The organism is Cyclobacterium sediminis (assembly GCF_054781075.1).
Genome location: NZ_BAAGVC010000017.1, coordinates 83095 through 99158 on the forward strand (window position 1 = coordinate 83095; position 16064 = coordinate 99158).

Here is a 16064-nt window from a genome sequence, read left to right on the forward strand (position 1 = left end):
TAAGAAAGGGTTGCCATAAGCAACCCTTTCATTATATTAAAATGACCAATTATTTATTGTTTGGCCAGAACAAGCTTTTCCTTGTGCTTTTTAATTTGCCTTCTAAGGGCTTCTATTGAGTCGTCTGCTGCAGCTTCAAAAGAGTCGTTTTGACTTTTTGCAAAAAATTGTTTTCCGGGTACATTCAGTTTGATTTCAACGATTTTATTTTCACTCTTATCATTTTTATCCAACCTCATAAACACTTCTCCATCCATGATTTGATCAAAATAGGTGTCAAGTTTATCCGCTTTTCTCTGGATAAAATCGATCAATTTCTGATCAGCAACGAAACGAATTGAATGCATTTGTAATTTCATAATAATAAACGTTTAAAAGTTAAACTTTAATTTAAGCTTTAGGATGTGCTTGTTCATACACAGCCTTAAGTTTCTCAATAGAATTATGAGTATAAACCTGGGTTGCAGCAAGACTTGCATGGCCCAGAAGATCTTTGACAGCGTTTAAGTCTGCTCCTTTATTAAGCAAATGAGTAGCAAAGGTATGCCTCATAAGGTGAGGACTACTTTTGGTGTTTCGGACAAAAAGATTTAAATATTTCTTTACAATTCGATAAATCATCATTGGGTAAGCCTGCTCTCTATTTGATTTAACGATAAAGAAATCATTTTCGTTTGGAATAGAAAAACTATCTTCAAAAACTTTTTTATACAGTAGAATGGCGTTCCTAAGGCTATCGGAAATGGGTATTATTCTAAATTTTTTACCTTTTCCCAAAACCTTTATTTGTAACTGACTAAGGTCCACGGAAGACCACTCCAAACCTATTAATTCAGACAACCTGATTCCGGTGAGATACAAGGTTTGCAAGACCATCCGATCTCGCTGTCCTTCAAAATCTTGAGCAAAATTACTTTCTTCTAATAAAGTCTGTATTTCCTTTTCCTGAATAAATGCGGGCAGGCTTCTCCCTTTTTTTAAGGAGCGGATTTTAAAAGTAGGGTCTTTACTGATAATTTCAGACCGCAATAAAAATTTATAAAATGACCGTAAAGTGGCCATTTTCCTGTTGACTGTAGCGACTTCTAGTCCATCTTCAATAAGGTCAACCATCCAAGCCCTAATTTCTGCATGACCTGCCTCTTCAGGGTGAGCCATACCAAAAGCCGTGTTTATGAATTCCATAAACTGGTCCAGGTCTTTTTGGTAAGCCAAAATGGTATGCCGGCTTACTCTTTTCTCGTGTTCAAGATAGCTGATAAATGAAAAAAGCATATTGATGTCTTATAAAACATCAATATGCTCAATATTTTCTGAAAAAGAAAGGTTTTCTTATTTACCTTCTTCTTCTTGCATGCGTTGCTTGTAAGCTGCTTTAATTACTTCTGTTCTTCTAGTGATAGAAGGTTTTTCAAAAGCCTGTCTGCTTCTCAATTCACGGATGACTCCAGTTTTGTCAAACTTCTTCTTGAAACGCTTTAGCGCTTTTTCGATAGATTCGTTCTCTTTTACGTTTACTACGATCATATAATTACACCTCCTTTCAGCCTGCAAAGGTAGAGAAACTTATTGACACCCCAAAACAAACACCAAAACCATTAGAGAATTCTCCGAATTATTATCAGTACAACATAGCCAACATAAAGGCTAATCCAACCTTTTAGACCTGCCTCGCTCATTTACATTCAAAGCCAGCGCTTTGCTGTTTTTTTTTTGTAAACCGCATAGTTCTCTTGCCATTTCCCTTTTCTTCTTAAAGCAAAACCGGAAACCCATTTGGATCCCGAGTCCTATCAACTGATTTCCTTCCATCATGTATGCTAAGTTCCTAGTCAAATAAAGCCTTCCATCCCTCGATGAATACATAGCTCGAAGAAAAGCATAACTGAATCAATAAATCCTCTGAAGCCTCCTCCTTTGGCATAAATAATATATTGGGCAATCATCCCATGATATATTAAGTTTGATTTCTTTCTATGAATAGGATAAAACTTTATATTTGAGCATGGAAAATATTTTAATAACTGGTGGGGCCGGATATATAGGTTCCCATACGGCGGTGGCTCTTTTGGAAGCCGGCTACCAGCCCATCATCATCGATGATTTTTCAAACTCAGAAAAAAGCGCTTTAGATGGATTAAAAAAAATCACAGGTCAGGACATCCTTTGCTACGAAGGAGACTGTAACGATGCTGCTTTAATGGACCGCATTTTTACTGAAAACAAACTGTCAGGAGTGATTCATTTTGCTGCCTTCAAGGCTGTAGGTGAGAGCTCAATGCTTCCTTTAAAATATTATCACAACAATATCAGTAGTTTGGTGGTTCTTTTGGAAACCATGAATAAACACAATGTGGTAAACCTGGTATTCTCTTCTTCCTGTACTGTATACGGTCAGCCCGACAAACTCCCCGTCAAAGAGTCCACACCAAGGAAAAAAGCAGAAAGCCCTTATGGAAATACCAAAAAGATCTGCGAAGACATCCTAGTGGATCAGGTAAATAGTAAGGTTGCTTTATCCGCTATTGCCCTGAGGTATTTTAACCCGATTGGTGCGCATACATCTTCTGAAATAGGTGAATTACCTTTAGGAGTTCCCTCTAATCTCGTTCCTTTTGTCACCCAAACAGGTGTAGGGATAAGGAAAGAATTGACTGTATTTGGAGATGATTACGATACCCCAGACGGTACTTGTGTAAGGGATTATATTCATGTAATGGATTTGGCAGAAGCACATGTAAAAGCCATTTCACATCTTAAAGGAAAAGAAGCCCCTTTCTATGATATTTTCAATGTGGGAACCGGTAATGGAAACACAGTAATGGATGTGATCAAGGCCTTTGAAAAAGTAAGTGGTAAACCCCTCAATTATAAAATCGGCCCCAGAAGACCTGGTGACGTGGTTAAAGTTTGGGCTGATACAGCAAAAATCAACGATGAATTAAACTGGAAAGCCCGATTCAATTTGGAGGAAGCGCTAAGAGACAGCTGGAACTGGCAATTGGCACTTTCTAAAAAACAATAGCTATCAATATGCTAAAACTCCTAGTCAATTTATTAACAATCTTATTGGTAATCCCATCCATGGGATTCCAATTAAACCCAGAACCTAAACCTATTGATAAAGTCTATCCTCTTTTGGATGCCGCTAACTCAAGATGGTTTTATTTTAGTGCCGCCACCAGACCTTTTGGAATGGTTAACTTAAGCCCTGATCACGAAATTGACGGTGCTTGGGGAAGTGGTTACAGGTATAATTCGGATACAGTAAAAGGTTTCAGTCATATTCATGCCTGGCAAATGTCCGGCGTTTCTGTGATGCCTGTCAGTTTTGATGCAGCTCCTGAGGATCTGCTGGCAGACTATTACTCTACTTACGACAGGGACTTGGAAACCATAATGCCCGGTTACCACAAAGTCTTTCTAAAACGCTATGGTATTTCTGCAGAATTAACAGCTACCCAACGTGTAGGCTTACATAGGTACACCTTTCCTGAAGATAAAAATCAGGCCATTTTATTCCATTTAGAAGGAGTGTTAGGACCCAGTAAAATGATCGATGGAAGTTTAAAACAAATTTCACCATATCTACTGGAAGGGCAAGTCACCAATTCCCCTACATCCAGAAGGCCCAACACTTTGACTGTTTATTTCCAAGTCGAGTTTGATCAACCCATAGTGGATTGGGTGGAGTCTGAAGATTCTCCACATAAAATAGTGAGCTTTGGAAAAAGTAAGGGAAAGCCTTTACAAATGAAAGTAGCACTTTCTTATACTAAGCCTGAAAATGCAGCCTTAAATAAGAAAGAAGAACTTCCTCATTGGGATTTTGACAAGGTGGTCAAAGAAACCCAAGAGGTTTGGAACGAACTTCTCGGTCGTATTGAAGTAGAAGGTAATACAGTAACGCAACAAAGGCGTTTTTATACAGATCTATGGAAATCTCTTCAAGGAAGAAGGACCATTAGTGATGTAAATGGTGCTTACCCGGACAATACCGGAACATCTTTCCGGGTTGGTCAATTGCCAGTAGATGACCAAGGAAAGCCACTTTTTAGGCACTTTAATTCCGATTCTTTTTGGGGTGCTCAGTGGACCATTAATGTATTGTGGGGCTTGGTATATCCGGAAATAGCTGAAGAATTTGCCAACAGTTTGCTTCAATATTACCAAGATGGAGGTTTGATTCCACGGGGCCCTTCAGGAGGCAATTACACCTATGTCATGACCGGTGCATCTAGCACCCCACTGTTTGTAGGGCTTTACCAAAAAGGAATCAGAGGATTTGATATTGACAAGGCATACGAGGGACTCCGTAAAAACCATATGCCCGGAGGAATGATGAGCAGGTCAGGTTATGAGCACAAAACTGCTAAAGGAGGTAATGTGGAAGACTATATAAAAATGGGCTACGTTCCTTACCCTAACCCAAGAGGCCGTTTTGGAGGACATGAACAAGGTGCCGGACAAACTTTGGAGTACAGTTATCAGGATTGGACTCTTGCGCAACTCGCACTTGCTTTAGGCAAAAAAGAGGATGCTGATAATTTTTTGGCACGTTCAAAAAATTACCAAAACCTCTACGATGCGGAAAGTGGCTGGATCAGGCCTAAGAATGTAGATGGAAAATGGGCCAACCCCTTTGATCCCTACAACTATGCCAAAGGTTATGTAGAGGCCAATGGAGCGCAATTCACTTGGTTTGTACCCCATGACATAGAAGGTTTGGCCGGCCTAATGGGTGGAAAAGAAAAAGCTGCTGCTCGACTGAACGAACAATTTGAAAAGGCTGAAAAACTGGGCTTTACATCTGGAACCTCCCATTCTGTAGAAACCCATCCCGAGTACCGTAGAATTCCGATTAATTATGGAAATCAACCTTCCATTCAGACGGCTTATATATTCAATTATTTGGACCGGCCTGATCTCACACAATATTGGTCAAGAAAAGTATTGGAGGCAGCATTTTCTGGGCTATCTCCCGAAAGCGGTTTCAATGGAGATGAAGACCAAGGACTTATGGGTTCTTTGGCCGTGTTGATGAAACTGGGATTGTTTCAGATGAATGCCGGCACTGAAGAAAACCCCATCTATGAATTGGGAAGCCCTATCTTTGACAAAGCCGTAATTCACTTGAATGAAGAATACTATCCCGGAAAGTCAATCACCATTCAGGCAGAAAACAATGGACCGAACAATTATTATCTTTCTCAGAAAACCTTCAATGGTCAAACGATCGAAGGTATCGGACTAAGGCATGAAGATCTTGTCAAAGGAGGACTGATAAAATTAATAATGAGTTCAAAAAGTAAATAATTAAAAAGGAGCCTAAAATAGGCTCCTTTTTTTATCTTTTTATGATTTAGGATAGTGAATTTTCACCAAATCCTGAATCTCTCCAAATGGCATTTGCATTCTTGCCATGGTATAGACATTTTTGCTTTTATCAATGGCTATGGCATTTACATAAGTAGGGATGCTTCCATCTTCATAAAAAGCCGGGCCATGATCCTTGTAAGTGCCTGTAGGCAAATGGTAGGTTACCAAATGTAAATTTTCCAGCTCTTTGGCCGCACCTTTGGCAATTTTCTTGGCTCCATCAATGGGGGGTCTATCACTTAATGGGCCTCCTGTAAGGTAATACAAGGTTTCTTTGTCCGGCCCCAAGTCAAAGCCCAGGTAGCCATAGCTGAACTGATCAAACATTCCCATTCTTTTAGAAGGAAGCGAAGAAAGCCTGTCCAGTAGTTCAATTTTTGCATTTTCCGGGTCAAATTTAAAAAGGTAATTGGAGTTGCCATGAATCCCGTATGCCACATTATCTTCCTCATGCCAAAATATCCTTCTCCAATTGTAGCCCATATTACCGGGAACTTTAGGATCATACTCTCCAAAATAATCCCTTCTCATATGAACGTCAAGCAGCTTTGAAGGCCCCTCCTCTTTCTCGGGATTATAGCTGAAAATATCTCCTTTGGAGGTGGTATAATACAGGTTACCGGTATCCGGAACAACCAATAATGACCTGCACAAAACCCTATAGTCATCTCCTACAATCCCAGCTTCACCTTTCTCAGAAATTGGACCGAAATCTTTTAGTTTCGAGGTATTCAAATCCAAATGTAGAAAATTACCGCTTGGCCATGTAAGTGCATAAATCTGATTTCGCTTGGTGTCCATGGTCATGGTTAACACCCCTTCTCCATCTGGAACAATTCCAAGATCTTCTATCTCCTTGGTCTTCATATCAAAACTCAAGAAATGTCCTCCCAAATAAGGTGCGACCCCATCCATTGGATTTACGGGAAGTCGCTCCATATCATCAATCATTTCATAAACACCTATATGGGTTCCAAAATACAATTTGTCCTCTTTTTCAAAAAAAGGAACATGACTTTTTCCTTGTGGTAAGGTATTGCTATCCCCTTCTCCGGAAGCCTCTGAAAGGTCAGCTAACCATTCTATCTTCTCAGTCTCCGGATCAAAGCTGTACAGTTGACCGGCTTTGGTTACAGACTCCGAGGACAATACATAGTAAATCTTCCCGTCTGAGGCACAACTCATGGCCTGGTAAGTGTCATGGGCCAATTCAAAGCCTGAATAGTAGGCTTGTGCCAATAGCCCTTCTTTATTATTTTCTGATTTCAATGGTTTGTTCAATTTTAATTATGGTATTAAATTATCCTTTATAGGTAAGTAATTCTTCTACATTTTCATGAATCTTTTTTATGGCATTGGCTATATCGTCCATATCAGTGCGGCTCCCCAGCAACATGCGCTGAGACAACCATATGGCCTCTTCGTTACACAGCTTATCCGTTATAGGACATTGGTTTTCAGCTACAAATTTCTCAAAATCCAATTCTTCCGCCTGATACATTCGCTGGTAATTTTTGGAATTAAAAGCATCTTTTAAGTACAGTTTATCATTCAGGGGAGTGTAGCCACTACTGCAGGGGATTCCCTCTGCTCGCAAAGCTTTTATAAAAACATCTCTGGATAGCCCTTTGAACCCTTCCCTATGAAACCGGAAAGGGAAAAGGTGAAAAACTGCCCGATTAACCTTTGGGTACAGGACATAAGTGCTAATCCCGGGAATGCCTTCCAACTGTTCTTTAAGATAGCTTGCATTGGTCTCTCTCAATCTTGTTTCATCATCCAACCGTTCCAATTGACTCAAGCCAATGGCCGCCTGATACTCCGTTAGCCTGAGTTTAGTTCCTGCCATAACAGCTCCTTGGTTAACAGCCCCAACCAGGGATCCATATGGGTACCCATAGTTATGGTAAGAAAAGCACTTGTCCATAAACTCATCGTTGTCGCTTACGATGGCACCTCCTTCTCCCATGGGTAAATTTTTGGAATTCTGAAAGCTAAAACAACCGGCAAGACCAAAGGTGCCTACTTTTTTATGGTCATATTCTGCCAACCAACCTTGGCATGCATCTTCCACAACAATCAGGTTGTTTTGTTTGGCAATGGACATGATTCTGTCCATATCTGCCGGCAAGCCCAAAATATGTACCGGCAAAATTGCCCTGGTTTTGCTGTTGATTTTCTTCTTTATTTCTTTAGGGTCAAGCTGAAAAGTTTCAGGATCTGAATCCACAAATGCAGGCATTGCTCCCGTCTGTAGTATGGCCGCTACACTTGCAATAAAGGTATATGAGGAAACCAACACTTCATCTCCACCACCTATGCCAGCTTGTGTTAATGAGGCTATAAGCGCATTGGTACCGTTAACGACAGTCACGCATCTTTTTGATCCTGTAGTTTTAGCCCATATATTTTCAAACGCTTGCACTACTTCAGACCTGGACCAAACCCCGCTCCTTAATACTTCTAATACCCTAGGTTCATCCGTGTCAGGATTCCACTTTGGCCAACTTGGCCAAGAGGCGGTACGCACAGGCTTGCCACCTGTCAGTGCAGGTTTCACATTTGTCATAGTAAAATTGAAACCCATCAAGGCTCCAGTACCTACAACGGCATTGGTTTTAACAAAATCTCTTCTCGTATACTTCATATTCGATGATTTATTAAGGGAAATTATACAAAAAGGAGGAGAAAACCTGATGATAAATGGTAAAGCTTTCAATAATACATTTTTTCCCAATATTTGGCTCTTTATAGCACCCTTTTTATTAAGCTGAATCGAAAATATTCACACAACCCATCATTTTGAAGACAAATTTTGCAGAAAAAACATAATCACTAATTGCACCTATTTACTGGCTGTCAATCTCCAGTTTTGGCTTTATCATATCTGTACAAAACCGGATTTATTCGCAATTTCTTCTCACTCAATGTAAAATAGGTCTCCCCTTCCGGTTCAAAGGCAATGGCTTCTCCTTGTGGCTCAGGCTCATAGGGCAACAAAACGGCTTTTCGTGAAAGTGCTTCCTCTAAAGTCTCCCCTTCCATCCTGGACCAGTAGTAAATCACCCAGTAATTTTTTATCAGCACTTGAGAACCATCTGCAGAAATATCTCCCCCAACAGAGAGGGTGACAGGCAATTGCAAAACTTTTTCCAGTTCTACAGCATTTCCATCAATCAATAAATCCTTCGTTGCTTTATAAAGCGTGTTTTTGGACTCCCTTTTGGTCAACACAAAAAGATCACCACTAATTGGGTCCACCAGCAAGGTTTCTGAATCTTTTGGTCCATCCGGATACCTTAGCTTAATTATTTCGGGTTTTACACTTATTTCACTATCTAGCTGATCGGGTTCCTGAACCCGGTAAATGATTAACTCCTCTTCCCTGCCAAAATTATCACCTATGTCTCCAATATACAGGTAGTTTTCTCCATCTAGGGGCCCCGGTCCCATGGCCAAATCTTCCCAGTCCCGATTTTTCACTCCTTCGATTTTCAAGGTCCCCAGGTAAGTCCCTAAGGTGTCTAAAATATAAACCTCAGGCTCTCCTCCACTGTCATTATGAACATAAATCCAGGAAGGGTTTTTTCTTGAAACGGCCATGCCGCTGGTCTCTTCAATAAATTTCTCTCCAATCAGTGCCACTTTTTCCGGCCCTGAAAACAAAGCATAGTCTATCTGAGCATTGATTTTCATGTCATACTTTTTCTGAAGTTTTTCAGAAAGTAAAAAAGGTATGATTGAAAGTAAAAAAAATAATTTTAGAAGCATTTCGATAAAAAAGCTCATTGGGGTAATATTTTTAACTCATGGTTCAAATTAATCAAACTTTAACTTGGTATTCGCTGCTTATCTGACAATTATAATAATCAATAACCCGATGGCCGACGAAAAGGTTCAAGTGAAATCTCCCTGTAGATAATATTAATTAGCCATAAAAACAAAAAAGGACAGTGCCATTCACTGTCCTTTTCTTAAAGAAATACACGACCAATTTTAATCAGCTTTCTCTTTATTATTTACTTTAATTTCAAGCTCATCCCCTTCTCCTGAATAATCTGCAAGAATAACATCTCCTTCAGACAATTCTCCTTTAAGGATTTCTTCTGCAAGGGCATCTTCCAAATATTTTTGTATGGCTCTATTCAAAGGTCTAGCACCATACTGTTTGTCATATCCTTTTTCTGAGAGAAAATCCTTTGCTTTTTCTGAAAGCTCAATGGTATAACCCAGATCAGTAATTCTGGCAAACAGTTTCTTTAAATTGATATCAATGATTTTATGGATATGTTCCTTGTTCAAAGAATTGAATATCACTACATCATCTAATCTGTTCAAGAATTCAGGGCTAAATGCCTTTTTAAGCGCGTTTTGAATGGTGGACTTCATTACCTCGTCCATATTCTCCTCTTTTGCTTTGGAGGCAAAACCAATGCCTGCACCAAAATCCTTTAAGTCTCTAACTCCAATATTGGAAGTCATGATGATGATGGTGTTTCTAAAATCTACCCTTCTGCCAAGACCATCTGTCAAAACCCCATCGTCCAATACTTGTAATAAGATATTGAATACATCAGGATGTGCTTTTTCGATCTCATCCAGTAAGACTACAGAATAAGGCTTTCTTCTAACTTTTTCTGTCAGCTGCCCACCTTCCTCATATCCTACATAGCCCGGAGGCGCTCCTACCAATCGGGAAACACTGAATTTCTCCATGTATTCCGACATGTCAATTCTCACAAGTGAATCTTCCTTGTCAAACAGATAAGTGGCAAGCATTTTTGCCAATTCAGTCTTACCTACCCCGGTAGGACCTAAGAATACAAAGGAGCCGATAGGTTTCTTAGGATCTTTCAATCCCACCCTTGTCCGCTGTATGGCTTTGGTCAATTTCTTGATGGCATCATCTTGCCCGACAACCTTACCTTTCAGTTCTTCTCCCATATTCAGAAGTTTCGCTCCTTCATTTTGGGCAATTCTTCGGGTAGGTATGCCTGTCATCATGGCAATTACCTCGGCTACATTGTCCTCTTCAACCGCATAACGCTTGGTCTTGCTTTCTTCTTCCCACTTGGCTTTGGCATTTTCCAATTGCTCTAGAAGCTTTTTCTCCTTGTCTCTAAGTTGAGCCGCTTCTTCGTATTTTTGGCTTTTTACAACCCTGTTTTTCTCTATTTTAATTTTCTCAACCTCTTCCTCGAGTTTAAGAATATTTTCAGGAACATGAATATTGTTGATATGTACCCGGGCTCCTGCTTCATCCAATATATCAATGGCCTTGTCCGGCAGGAAACGATCTGAGATGTATCGATCAGAAAGATTGACACAGGCCTGGATTGCTTCCGGTGTATAGGATACATTGTGATGGTCTTCGTATTTATCTTTGATATTCTCAAGGATTTGAACCGTTTCTTCAGGTGAGGTGGCATCAACCATTACCATTTGAAACCTTCTGGCCAAAGCCCCATCTTTTTCAATATATTGTCTGTATTCATCCAAAGTAGTGGCACCAATACATTGTATTTCTCCCCTGGCAAGTGCCGGCTTGAACATATTGGAGGCATCCAAAGAACCACTGGCCCCACCGGCGCCTACAATAGTATGCAACTCATCAATAAATAAGATCACATTTGGAGATTTTTCCAACTCGTTCATCACGGCTTTCATACGCTCCTCAAACTGCCCTCTATATTTGGTTCCAGCAACAAGTGAGGCAAGATCCAGCGTTACTACTCGTTTGTTGAACAAAACCCGGGAAACTTTTTTCTGGATAATTCTTAGGGCTAGGCCTTCGGCAATAGCTGTTTTACCCACCCCAGGTTCACCAATTAGAATAGGATTGTTTTTCTTTCTTCTGGAAAGAATCTGAGCAACTCTTTCTATTTCTTTTTCCCTGCCTATGATTGGATCAAGTTTGTCTTCCTCGGCCATTCGAGTAAGGTCCCTTCCAAAATTATCCAAAACAGGAGTTCTGGATTTTTCGGTAGTACCTTTAGAACTTCCGGAAGCACCGCCTGAGGCACCAAATAATTTAGAACCTTCTTCATCGGGATCATCGGCTTCAGTACCAGACCTAGGGGTTTGGTCTGTTTGAAATTCCAACATTTCTTTCACCGTATCATAGGTTGCGTCAAATTTCTGAAGGATTTGCGTAGCAATATTGTCCTCATCCCTTAAAATTGACAATAACAAATGTTCTGTACCTATCAATTGGCTTTTGAAAATCTTAGCTTCCAAATAAGTTATTTTTAGTACTTTTTCTGATTGTCTTGTCAGGGGAATATTGGCAAGATTTTTCACGTTGTGATTGGCCGTACCTTTTACTGCCCGCTCCACCGCATTCCTCAACTCGTCCAATGGCACACCCAATTTCTTTAGAATGGAAACAGCTACACCTTCACCCTCACGAATCATTCCTAACAAGAGGTGTTCTGTACCGATGTAATCATGACCCAAGCGCAAAGCTTCTTCGCGGCTAAGAGAGATCACCTCTTTTACTCTGTTTGAAAATTTTGCTTCCATTATATCTTTCCTTTATTATGGTAATATTTCAATCTCAATTTAATACAAATGAACTTGTTATTAAACACAATTATTTCACTTATTGTTCAATTACTTTCGGGAAAGGTTCAAAACTTCATTAGCTGCCGGACCTTCACAAAACAACAAATCCACAATGGAGAGGTTAGGAACAAAGTCTGCGCCAAAAATTTGTACATAGGGCGATGGTTTATAAATTTTACCCTTGTCTATCAATGACTTAGGATGAATTAAGCCCCTCAAATCGTTTTCTTGGCTCCTGTTCTCTACTTTCTCCTTTACTACCAAACTGACATTCCATCGTAAAAACTTAAGACAAAGTGTCAGTAATTCCAAGTTTAAATCTATTAAAAATTCAGGCTTTCGCAAATATATTTGTTCCAAGTCATCATAAAAATACTCAAAAAATGGTGATTTCCCATAAGCACTTTTGATTCCTCTCAGGTGAACATTCAACCATTTCTGATGGTAATCTATTTTCACATTCTTTATTGCAAGCCTCTTTCTTAAACCATGTACCGGCACAGTGAGGGTTTCCCTTTTATTGGCCAGAAGTACCTCTGCTTTGTTTGCATAGGATTGCCTATTGAGTACCGCATCGGCATATACATGAACTTCACTGGCTCCATTTATTGCAACAAAATATGCCAGAGGAGGCAAATACAATAAATCGGTCGTCAATACCTTACTTTCCTTGGTCATCTTATTCGGTTTCCCGAAAGTTAATCCCAAGAAATGCCACCGGCAAAAGAAACGAAGAAATTATCAAATTATTTCCGAAATTTCCCCCAATCCTTCCCTTAAAACTTCAATTTGATCCGAGGAACAATCCACCACTGTGGAGGCAACATTGTTTCCATAGCCACCGTCAATGACAACATCCACTAGGTCCTTGTACTTTTCATAAATAAGTTCAGGATCAGTGCTGTACTCAATGACATCATCCTCATCTCGGATAGAAGTGGTTAAAATGGGCTGGCCCAACTCTTTTACAAGTAGGCGTGGTATACTGTGGTCAGGAACTCTTATCCCAACTGTTTTCTTTTTGCTATTTAGCAATTTAGGCACTTTATTATTCGCAGCCAATATAAATGTAAAGGGACCCGGAAGTGCCTTTTTCATTAATTTAAAAACGGGAGTACTCAGTGATCTGGTATACTCAGAAATATTACTGAGGTCATAACAAATAAAAGAAAAATGTTCTTTCTTTGGTTTCACTCCCTTAATTAATCCTATCCGCTCAATGGCTTTTTGATTGAATATATCACAACCCATGCCATAAACTGTATCGGTTGGGTAAATAATCACACCCCCTTTTTGCAAAACATCAATCACCTGACTAATCTTTCTAGGATCAGGGTTTTCAGGATACAATTTAATAAATACCGCCGCCATATTTTATTCAACTTAGCTTTGGACAGGCCAATACACTGCTTTTAATTATGCTTAAATTAAACCAATTATACCACAAAATAAAAGCCAAGTATCAATTTTAAATATAATTTATTTTTCATAAAAAGCATCTAGCTGATTAAATAGTATATTTGTACCTTCAATTAAACCATTAGCCGAGTCAATTTATGGCCTTCAATTGGCCGGAAAGTCAATAGATACAATGCTTACAGACAAAAAAAGAAAATACCTATTAGTAGGACTAGTTGCATTCTCTGTACTACTCACTTCTTTAAGTTTTTATTTTTACCAAGCCTTCTTCTCACCCAATGTACTGATAGACAGTGAAGACCCTGCCGTGCTAAACATCCCTAAGGGCAGCACTTTCTCCCAAGTGAGGCAGGAACTGCTCGACAGAAAAATTGTAAACGAGGTAGTTACTTTTAGCTTTGTAGCCAAGGTCATGAATTATTCTGAAGGAGGAGTGAAACCGGGACATTATGTTATTCAGCCTAAACTTTCCAACAAAGAATTGATCACCATACTGCGTTCCGGAAGGCAGACCCCTGTGAATATTACCTTCAATAATATCAGGTTAAAGCAGGAGCTGGCAGAGAAAATCACAAGCACACTGGAGATGGGAAAAGAAGATTTCTTATCCATTATTCAAGATGAGGCTCTGGTAGAAAAATATGGTTTCAACAGTCAGACGATAATGGCCATGTTTATCCCCAATACCTATGAAGTTTATTGGACCATTAGCCCCTTGGAATTATTTGAGCGCATGTATAAGGAATATGAGAGGTACTGGACAGAAGAGCGACAAGCCAAAGCAGAAGCCATACAAATGACTCCTCTGGAAGTAGCCACCTTGGCTTCCATCGTTCAATCAGAAACAAATAAAGCAGATGAACGCCCCATAGTGGCTGGAGTTTATATCAATCGATTGGAGCGAGGTATTCCATTACAGGCAGACCCCACTTTATTGTTTGCCTTAAAGGATTTTACCATCAAAAGGGTGCTCAATGTACACAAGGAGGTAGAAAGCCCATACAATACTTACAAATATGCAGGGCTACCTCCGGGACCAATAGTGTTACCTGAGATCAGCTCTTTGAATGCCGTCCTGAATTACCAAACACATAACTACCTGTATTTCTGTGCCAAAGAGGATTTTTCGGGTTATCATTCATTTGCCACCAATCTTAGGGATCATATGATTAATGCCCGACGCTATCAAAACGCATTAAACGCAGCTAAAATTTTCAAGTAGATGTTTATAAAGGAACACAAGCTAAGAGTAAGGTATGCAGAAACGGACCAAATGGGTTACGTATATTACGGGAATTATGCGACCTATTATGAAGTAGGCAGGGTTGAAGCACTTCGCAGTGTTGGTTATTCTTACCGAGAAATGGAGGAAAGTGGTGTGATGATGCCCGTGTTGGAAAATCACAGCAAGTTTTTTTTGCCCGGCAGGTATGATGAAAACCTGACCATCAGAACCAGCATCAAGGAAATGCCCGGTGTACGTATCCGCTTTCATTATGAAATATTCAATGAGAAAGAGGAACTTATTCATGTTGGGGAAACATTGCTTACCTTTTTGAAAACAGATACCCATAGACCATGCAGGCCTCCTGCGAGGTTTATAGAACTTCTCAAACCTTATTTCAATTCAAAGGAGTGAAAGAAAAACTCAACGGCATATTAGCGCGATTAAGTGATAAGGCATTGCTCCTTAAGCCTATCCATTTTGGCAACCCTGCTCAAAACTTATATGATGTAGGTAAAATTTTCTTGCATCACTTGCAGAAAGATGATGTATTTGAGCGGGCCAGTGCCATGGCATTCAGTTTTACTGTTGCCCTCTTTCCTATGCTGTTGTTTTTATTAAACATTATCCCCTATATCCAGTATTTTTTCCATGATGTAACGACATCTAATATCCTGGTATTTGTGAGTGATATTTTACCGGAGAGCATTTATAACGAGGCGGCGCCCACCATTATGGACATCGTTAGCAAACCACGGCAGGGCATGCTATCGCTGGGCTTTTTCTTTGCTCTTTACTTGTCCACAAACGGGGTAATTTCACTGATGAATGCATTTAACGCTGTTTATCGTACAAAAGAATACAGGGGCTTTTTTCAAACCCGACTGATAGCTGTTAGCATCGTATTGGTATTGGTGCTTAGCATTTGCGGGGCTGTTATCATCATGATATTAGGAAGTGAATTGCTCTTTAAAATCTCCGAATTCGAATTCATCTCCAACAATATATATTATTACTCCCTGGCCTTTTTCAGGTTTTTTGTATTGCTGCTACTCTTCGTTATCACCAATGCTTACATCTTCAGGGTAGCTCCTGCTGTAAGTAAGAAGTGGAATTTTTTCTCCACAGGAGCCGTAGTATCAGGCTTGCTTATCACTTTGGGCTTTTTCTTATTCTCCTATTACCTGACTAATTTTGCGAGCTACAATAAATTGTATGGGTCCATAGGTACCATGCTGGCACTAATGCTTTGGCTATGGATAACCTCCATCTTGGTATTGGTCGGATATGAGATCAATGTAAGCCTCCAAAAGGCATTACACACCAAGCCCTCCAAAAAAACAAGTCCTTCATTGTCAAAAAATTAGCATTTTTTAGAAAAATTTTACCCCTTCAGCATTTGCATTAATTAGAATTAGGGCTACCTTTGCCTTCCGATTCACATCAAAAGAGAAGTGATCGACAATTATAAAAAGTT

Annotated in this window: 14 protein-coding genes; 5 read left to right on the forward strand and 9 right to left on the reverse strand. The window is 39.7% G+C overall.

Annotated features, from left to right (window positions below):
- Positions 1–53: 53 nt before the first annotated feature.
- The 3 genes from hpf to rpsU are packed head-to-tail and all read right to left on the reverse strand — an operon-like array spanning position 54 to position 1527.
- Positions 54–359: a ribosome hibernation-promoting factor, HPF/YfiA family gene (gene hpf, locus ACYVHJ_RS15105; RefSeq protein WP_339906174.1), complete on the reverse strand. Its 306-nt coding sequence runs from the start codon at positions 357–359 to the stop codon at positions 54–56.
- Positions 360–390: 31 nt separating this feature from the next.
- Positions 391–1275, reverse strand: a complete 885-nt coding sequence (locus ACYVHJ_RS15110; RefSeq protein WP_460516131.1) for a site-specific integrase — start codon at positions 1273–1275, stop codon at positions 391–393.
- Between the two features lie 57 nt (positions 1276–1332).
- Positions 1333–1527 carry a 30S ribosomal protein S21 gene (gene rpsU, locus ACYVHJ_RS15115; protein ID WP_014020953.1) on the reverse strand — a complete coding sequence of 65 codons (195 nt, stop codon included), beginning with the start codon at positions 1525–1527 and terminating at the stop codon, positions 1333–1335.
- Between the two features lie 478 nt (positions 1528–2005).
- On the opposite strand from rpsU, the gene galE reads away from it, so the two are divergent.
- Together galE and ACYVHJ_RS15125 are read left to right on the forward strand one after the other, a co-directional pair.
- Positions 2006–3025, forward strand: coding sequence for a UDP-glucose 4-epimerase GalE (galE, locus tag ACYVHJ_RS15120; RefSeq protein ID WP_339904230.1), 1020 nt, complete (start codon positions 2006–2008; stop codon positions 3023–3025).
- 8 nt (positions 3026–3033) lie between these two features.
- Complete coding sequence (locus tag ACYVHJ_RS15125; RefSeq protein WP_460516136.1) at positions 3034–5316, forward strand: GH92 family glycosyl hydrolase; 2283 nt, start codon at positions 3034–3036, stop codon at positions 5314–5316.
- Between the two features lie 39 nt (positions 5317–5355).
- Here the strand turns inward: ACYVHJ_RS15125 and ACYVHJ_RS15130 are convergent, their stop codons facing one another.
- The 6 genes from ACYVHJ_RS15130 to ACYVHJ_RS15155 form a co-directional block, all read right to left on the reverse strand.
- Entirely contained in the window at positions 5356–6648 is a 1293-nt protein-coding gene (locus ACYVHJ_RS15130; protein ID WP_460516140.1) for an NHL repeat-containing protein, read from the reverse strand.
- 31 nt (positions 6649–6679) lie between these two features.
- On the reverse strand, positions 6680–8026 hold the full coding sequence (locus tag ACYVHJ_RS15135) for a DegT/DnrJ/EryC1/StrS family aminotransferase (RefSeq protein WP_460516143.1): 1347 nt from the start codon (positions 8024–8026) through the stop codon (positions 6680–6682).
- A 212-nt stretch (positions 8027–8238) separates the two neighbouring features.
- Positions 8239–9168, reverse strand: coding sequence for a hypothetical protein (locus ACYVHJ_RS15140; RefSeq protein ID WP_460516146.1), 930 nt, complete (start codon positions 9166–9168; stop codon positions 8239–8241).
- 207 nt (positions 9169–9375) lie between these two features.
- A complete protein-coding gene (locus tag ACYVHJ_RS15145) occupies positions 9376–11901 on the reverse strand; it encodes an ATP-dependent Clp protease ATP-binding subunit (protein ID WP_460516149.1) in 2526 nt (841 codons plus the stop codon).
- Between the two features lie 90 nt (positions 11902–11991).
- The gene (locus ACYVHJ_RS15150) at positions 11992–12621 is read right to left on the reverse strand and encodes a WbqC family protein (RefSeq protein WP_460516152.1); all 630 of its coding nucleotides are present in this window, start codon (positions 12619–12621) and stop codon (positions 11992–11994) included.
- 63 nt (positions 12622–12684) lie between these two features.
- Positions 12685–13314: an L-threonylcarbamoyladenylate synthase gene (locus ACYVHJ_RS15155; protein WP_339903967.1), complete on the reverse strand. Its 630-nt coding sequence runs from the start codon at positions 13312–13314 to the stop codon at positions 12685–12687.
- A gap of 220 nt (positions 13315–13534) precedes the next feature.
- Between ACYVHJ_RS15155 and mltG the strand changes: the two genes are divergently transcribed.
- From mltG to ACYVHJ_RS15170, 3 genes are read left to right on the forward strand one after another with little or no spacing between them, the layout of a single operon-like run.
- On the forward strand, positions 13535–14584 hold the full coding sequence (gene mltG / locus ACYVHJ_RS15160) for an endolytic transglycosylase MltG (protein WP_460516155.1): 1050 nt from the start codon (positions 13535–13537) through the stop codon (positions 14582–14584).
- Positions 14585–15001, forward strand: coding sequence for an acyl-CoA thioesterase (locus tag ACYVHJ_RS15165; protein ID WP_460516158.1), 417 nt, complete (start codon positions 14585–14587; stop codon positions 14999–15001). It begins immediately after the preceding gene.
- Positions 14998–15954, forward strand: coding sequence for a YihY/virulence factor BrkB family protein (locus ACYVHJ_RS15170; protein ID WP_460516161.1), 957 nt, complete (start codon positions 14998–15000; stop codon positions 15952–15954). Before ACYVHJ_RS15165 ends, ACYVHJ_RS15170 begins: the two co-directional genes overlap by 4 nt.
- Positions 15955–16064: the final 110 nt, after the last annotated feature.

Bases quoted from the DNA above. Each gene is read 5' to 3' on its own strand.
- hpf (WP_339906174.1), bottom strand. From the start codon at position 359: ATGAAATTACAAATGCATTCAATTCGTTTCGTTGCTGATCAGAAATTG.
- ACYVHJ_RS15110 (WP_460516131.1), bottom strand. From the start codon at position 1,275: ATGCTTTTTTCATTTATCAGCTATCTTGAACACGAGAAAAGAGTAAGC.
- rpsU (WP_014020953.1), bottom strand. From the start codon at position 1,527: ATGATCGTAGTAAACGTAAAAGAGAACGAATCTATCGAAAAAGCGCTA.
- galE (WP_339904230.1), top strand. From the start codon at position 2,006: ATGGAAAATATTTTAATAACTGGTGGGGCCGGATATATAGGTTCCCAT.
- ACYVHJ_RS15125 (WP_460516136.1), top strand. From the start codon at position 3,034: ATGCTAAAACTCCTAGTCAATTTATTAACAATCTTATTGGTAATCCCA.
- ACYVHJ_RS15135 (WP_460516143.1), bottom strand. From the start codon at position 8,026: ATGAAGTATACGAGAAGAGATTTTGTTAAAACCAATGCCGTTGTAGGT.
- ACYVHJ_RS15140 (WP_460516146.1), bottom strand. From the start codon at position 9,168: ATGAGCTTTTTTATCGAAATGCTTCTAAAATTATTTTTTTTACTTTCA.
- ACYVHJ_RS15145 (WP_460516149.1), bottom strand. From the start codon at position 11,901: ATGGAAGCAAAATTTTCAAACAGAGTAAAAGAGGTGATCTCTCTTAGC.
- ACYVHJ_RS15150 (WP_460516152.1), bottom strand. From the start codon at position 12,621: ATGACCAAGGAAAGTAAGGTATTGACGACCGATTTATTGTATTTGCCT.
- ACYVHJ_RS15155 (WP_339903967.1), bottom strand. From the start codon at position 13,314: ATGGCGGCGGTATTTATTAAATTGTATCCTGAAAACCCTGATCCTAGA.
- mltG (WP_460516155.1), top strand. From the start codon at position 13,535: ATGCTTACAGACAAAAAAAGAAAATACCTATTAGTAGGACTAGTTGCA.
- ACYVHJ_RS15165 (WP_460516158.1), top strand. From the start codon at position 14,585: ATGTTTATAAAGGAACACAAGCTAAGAGTAAGGTATGCAGAAACGGAC.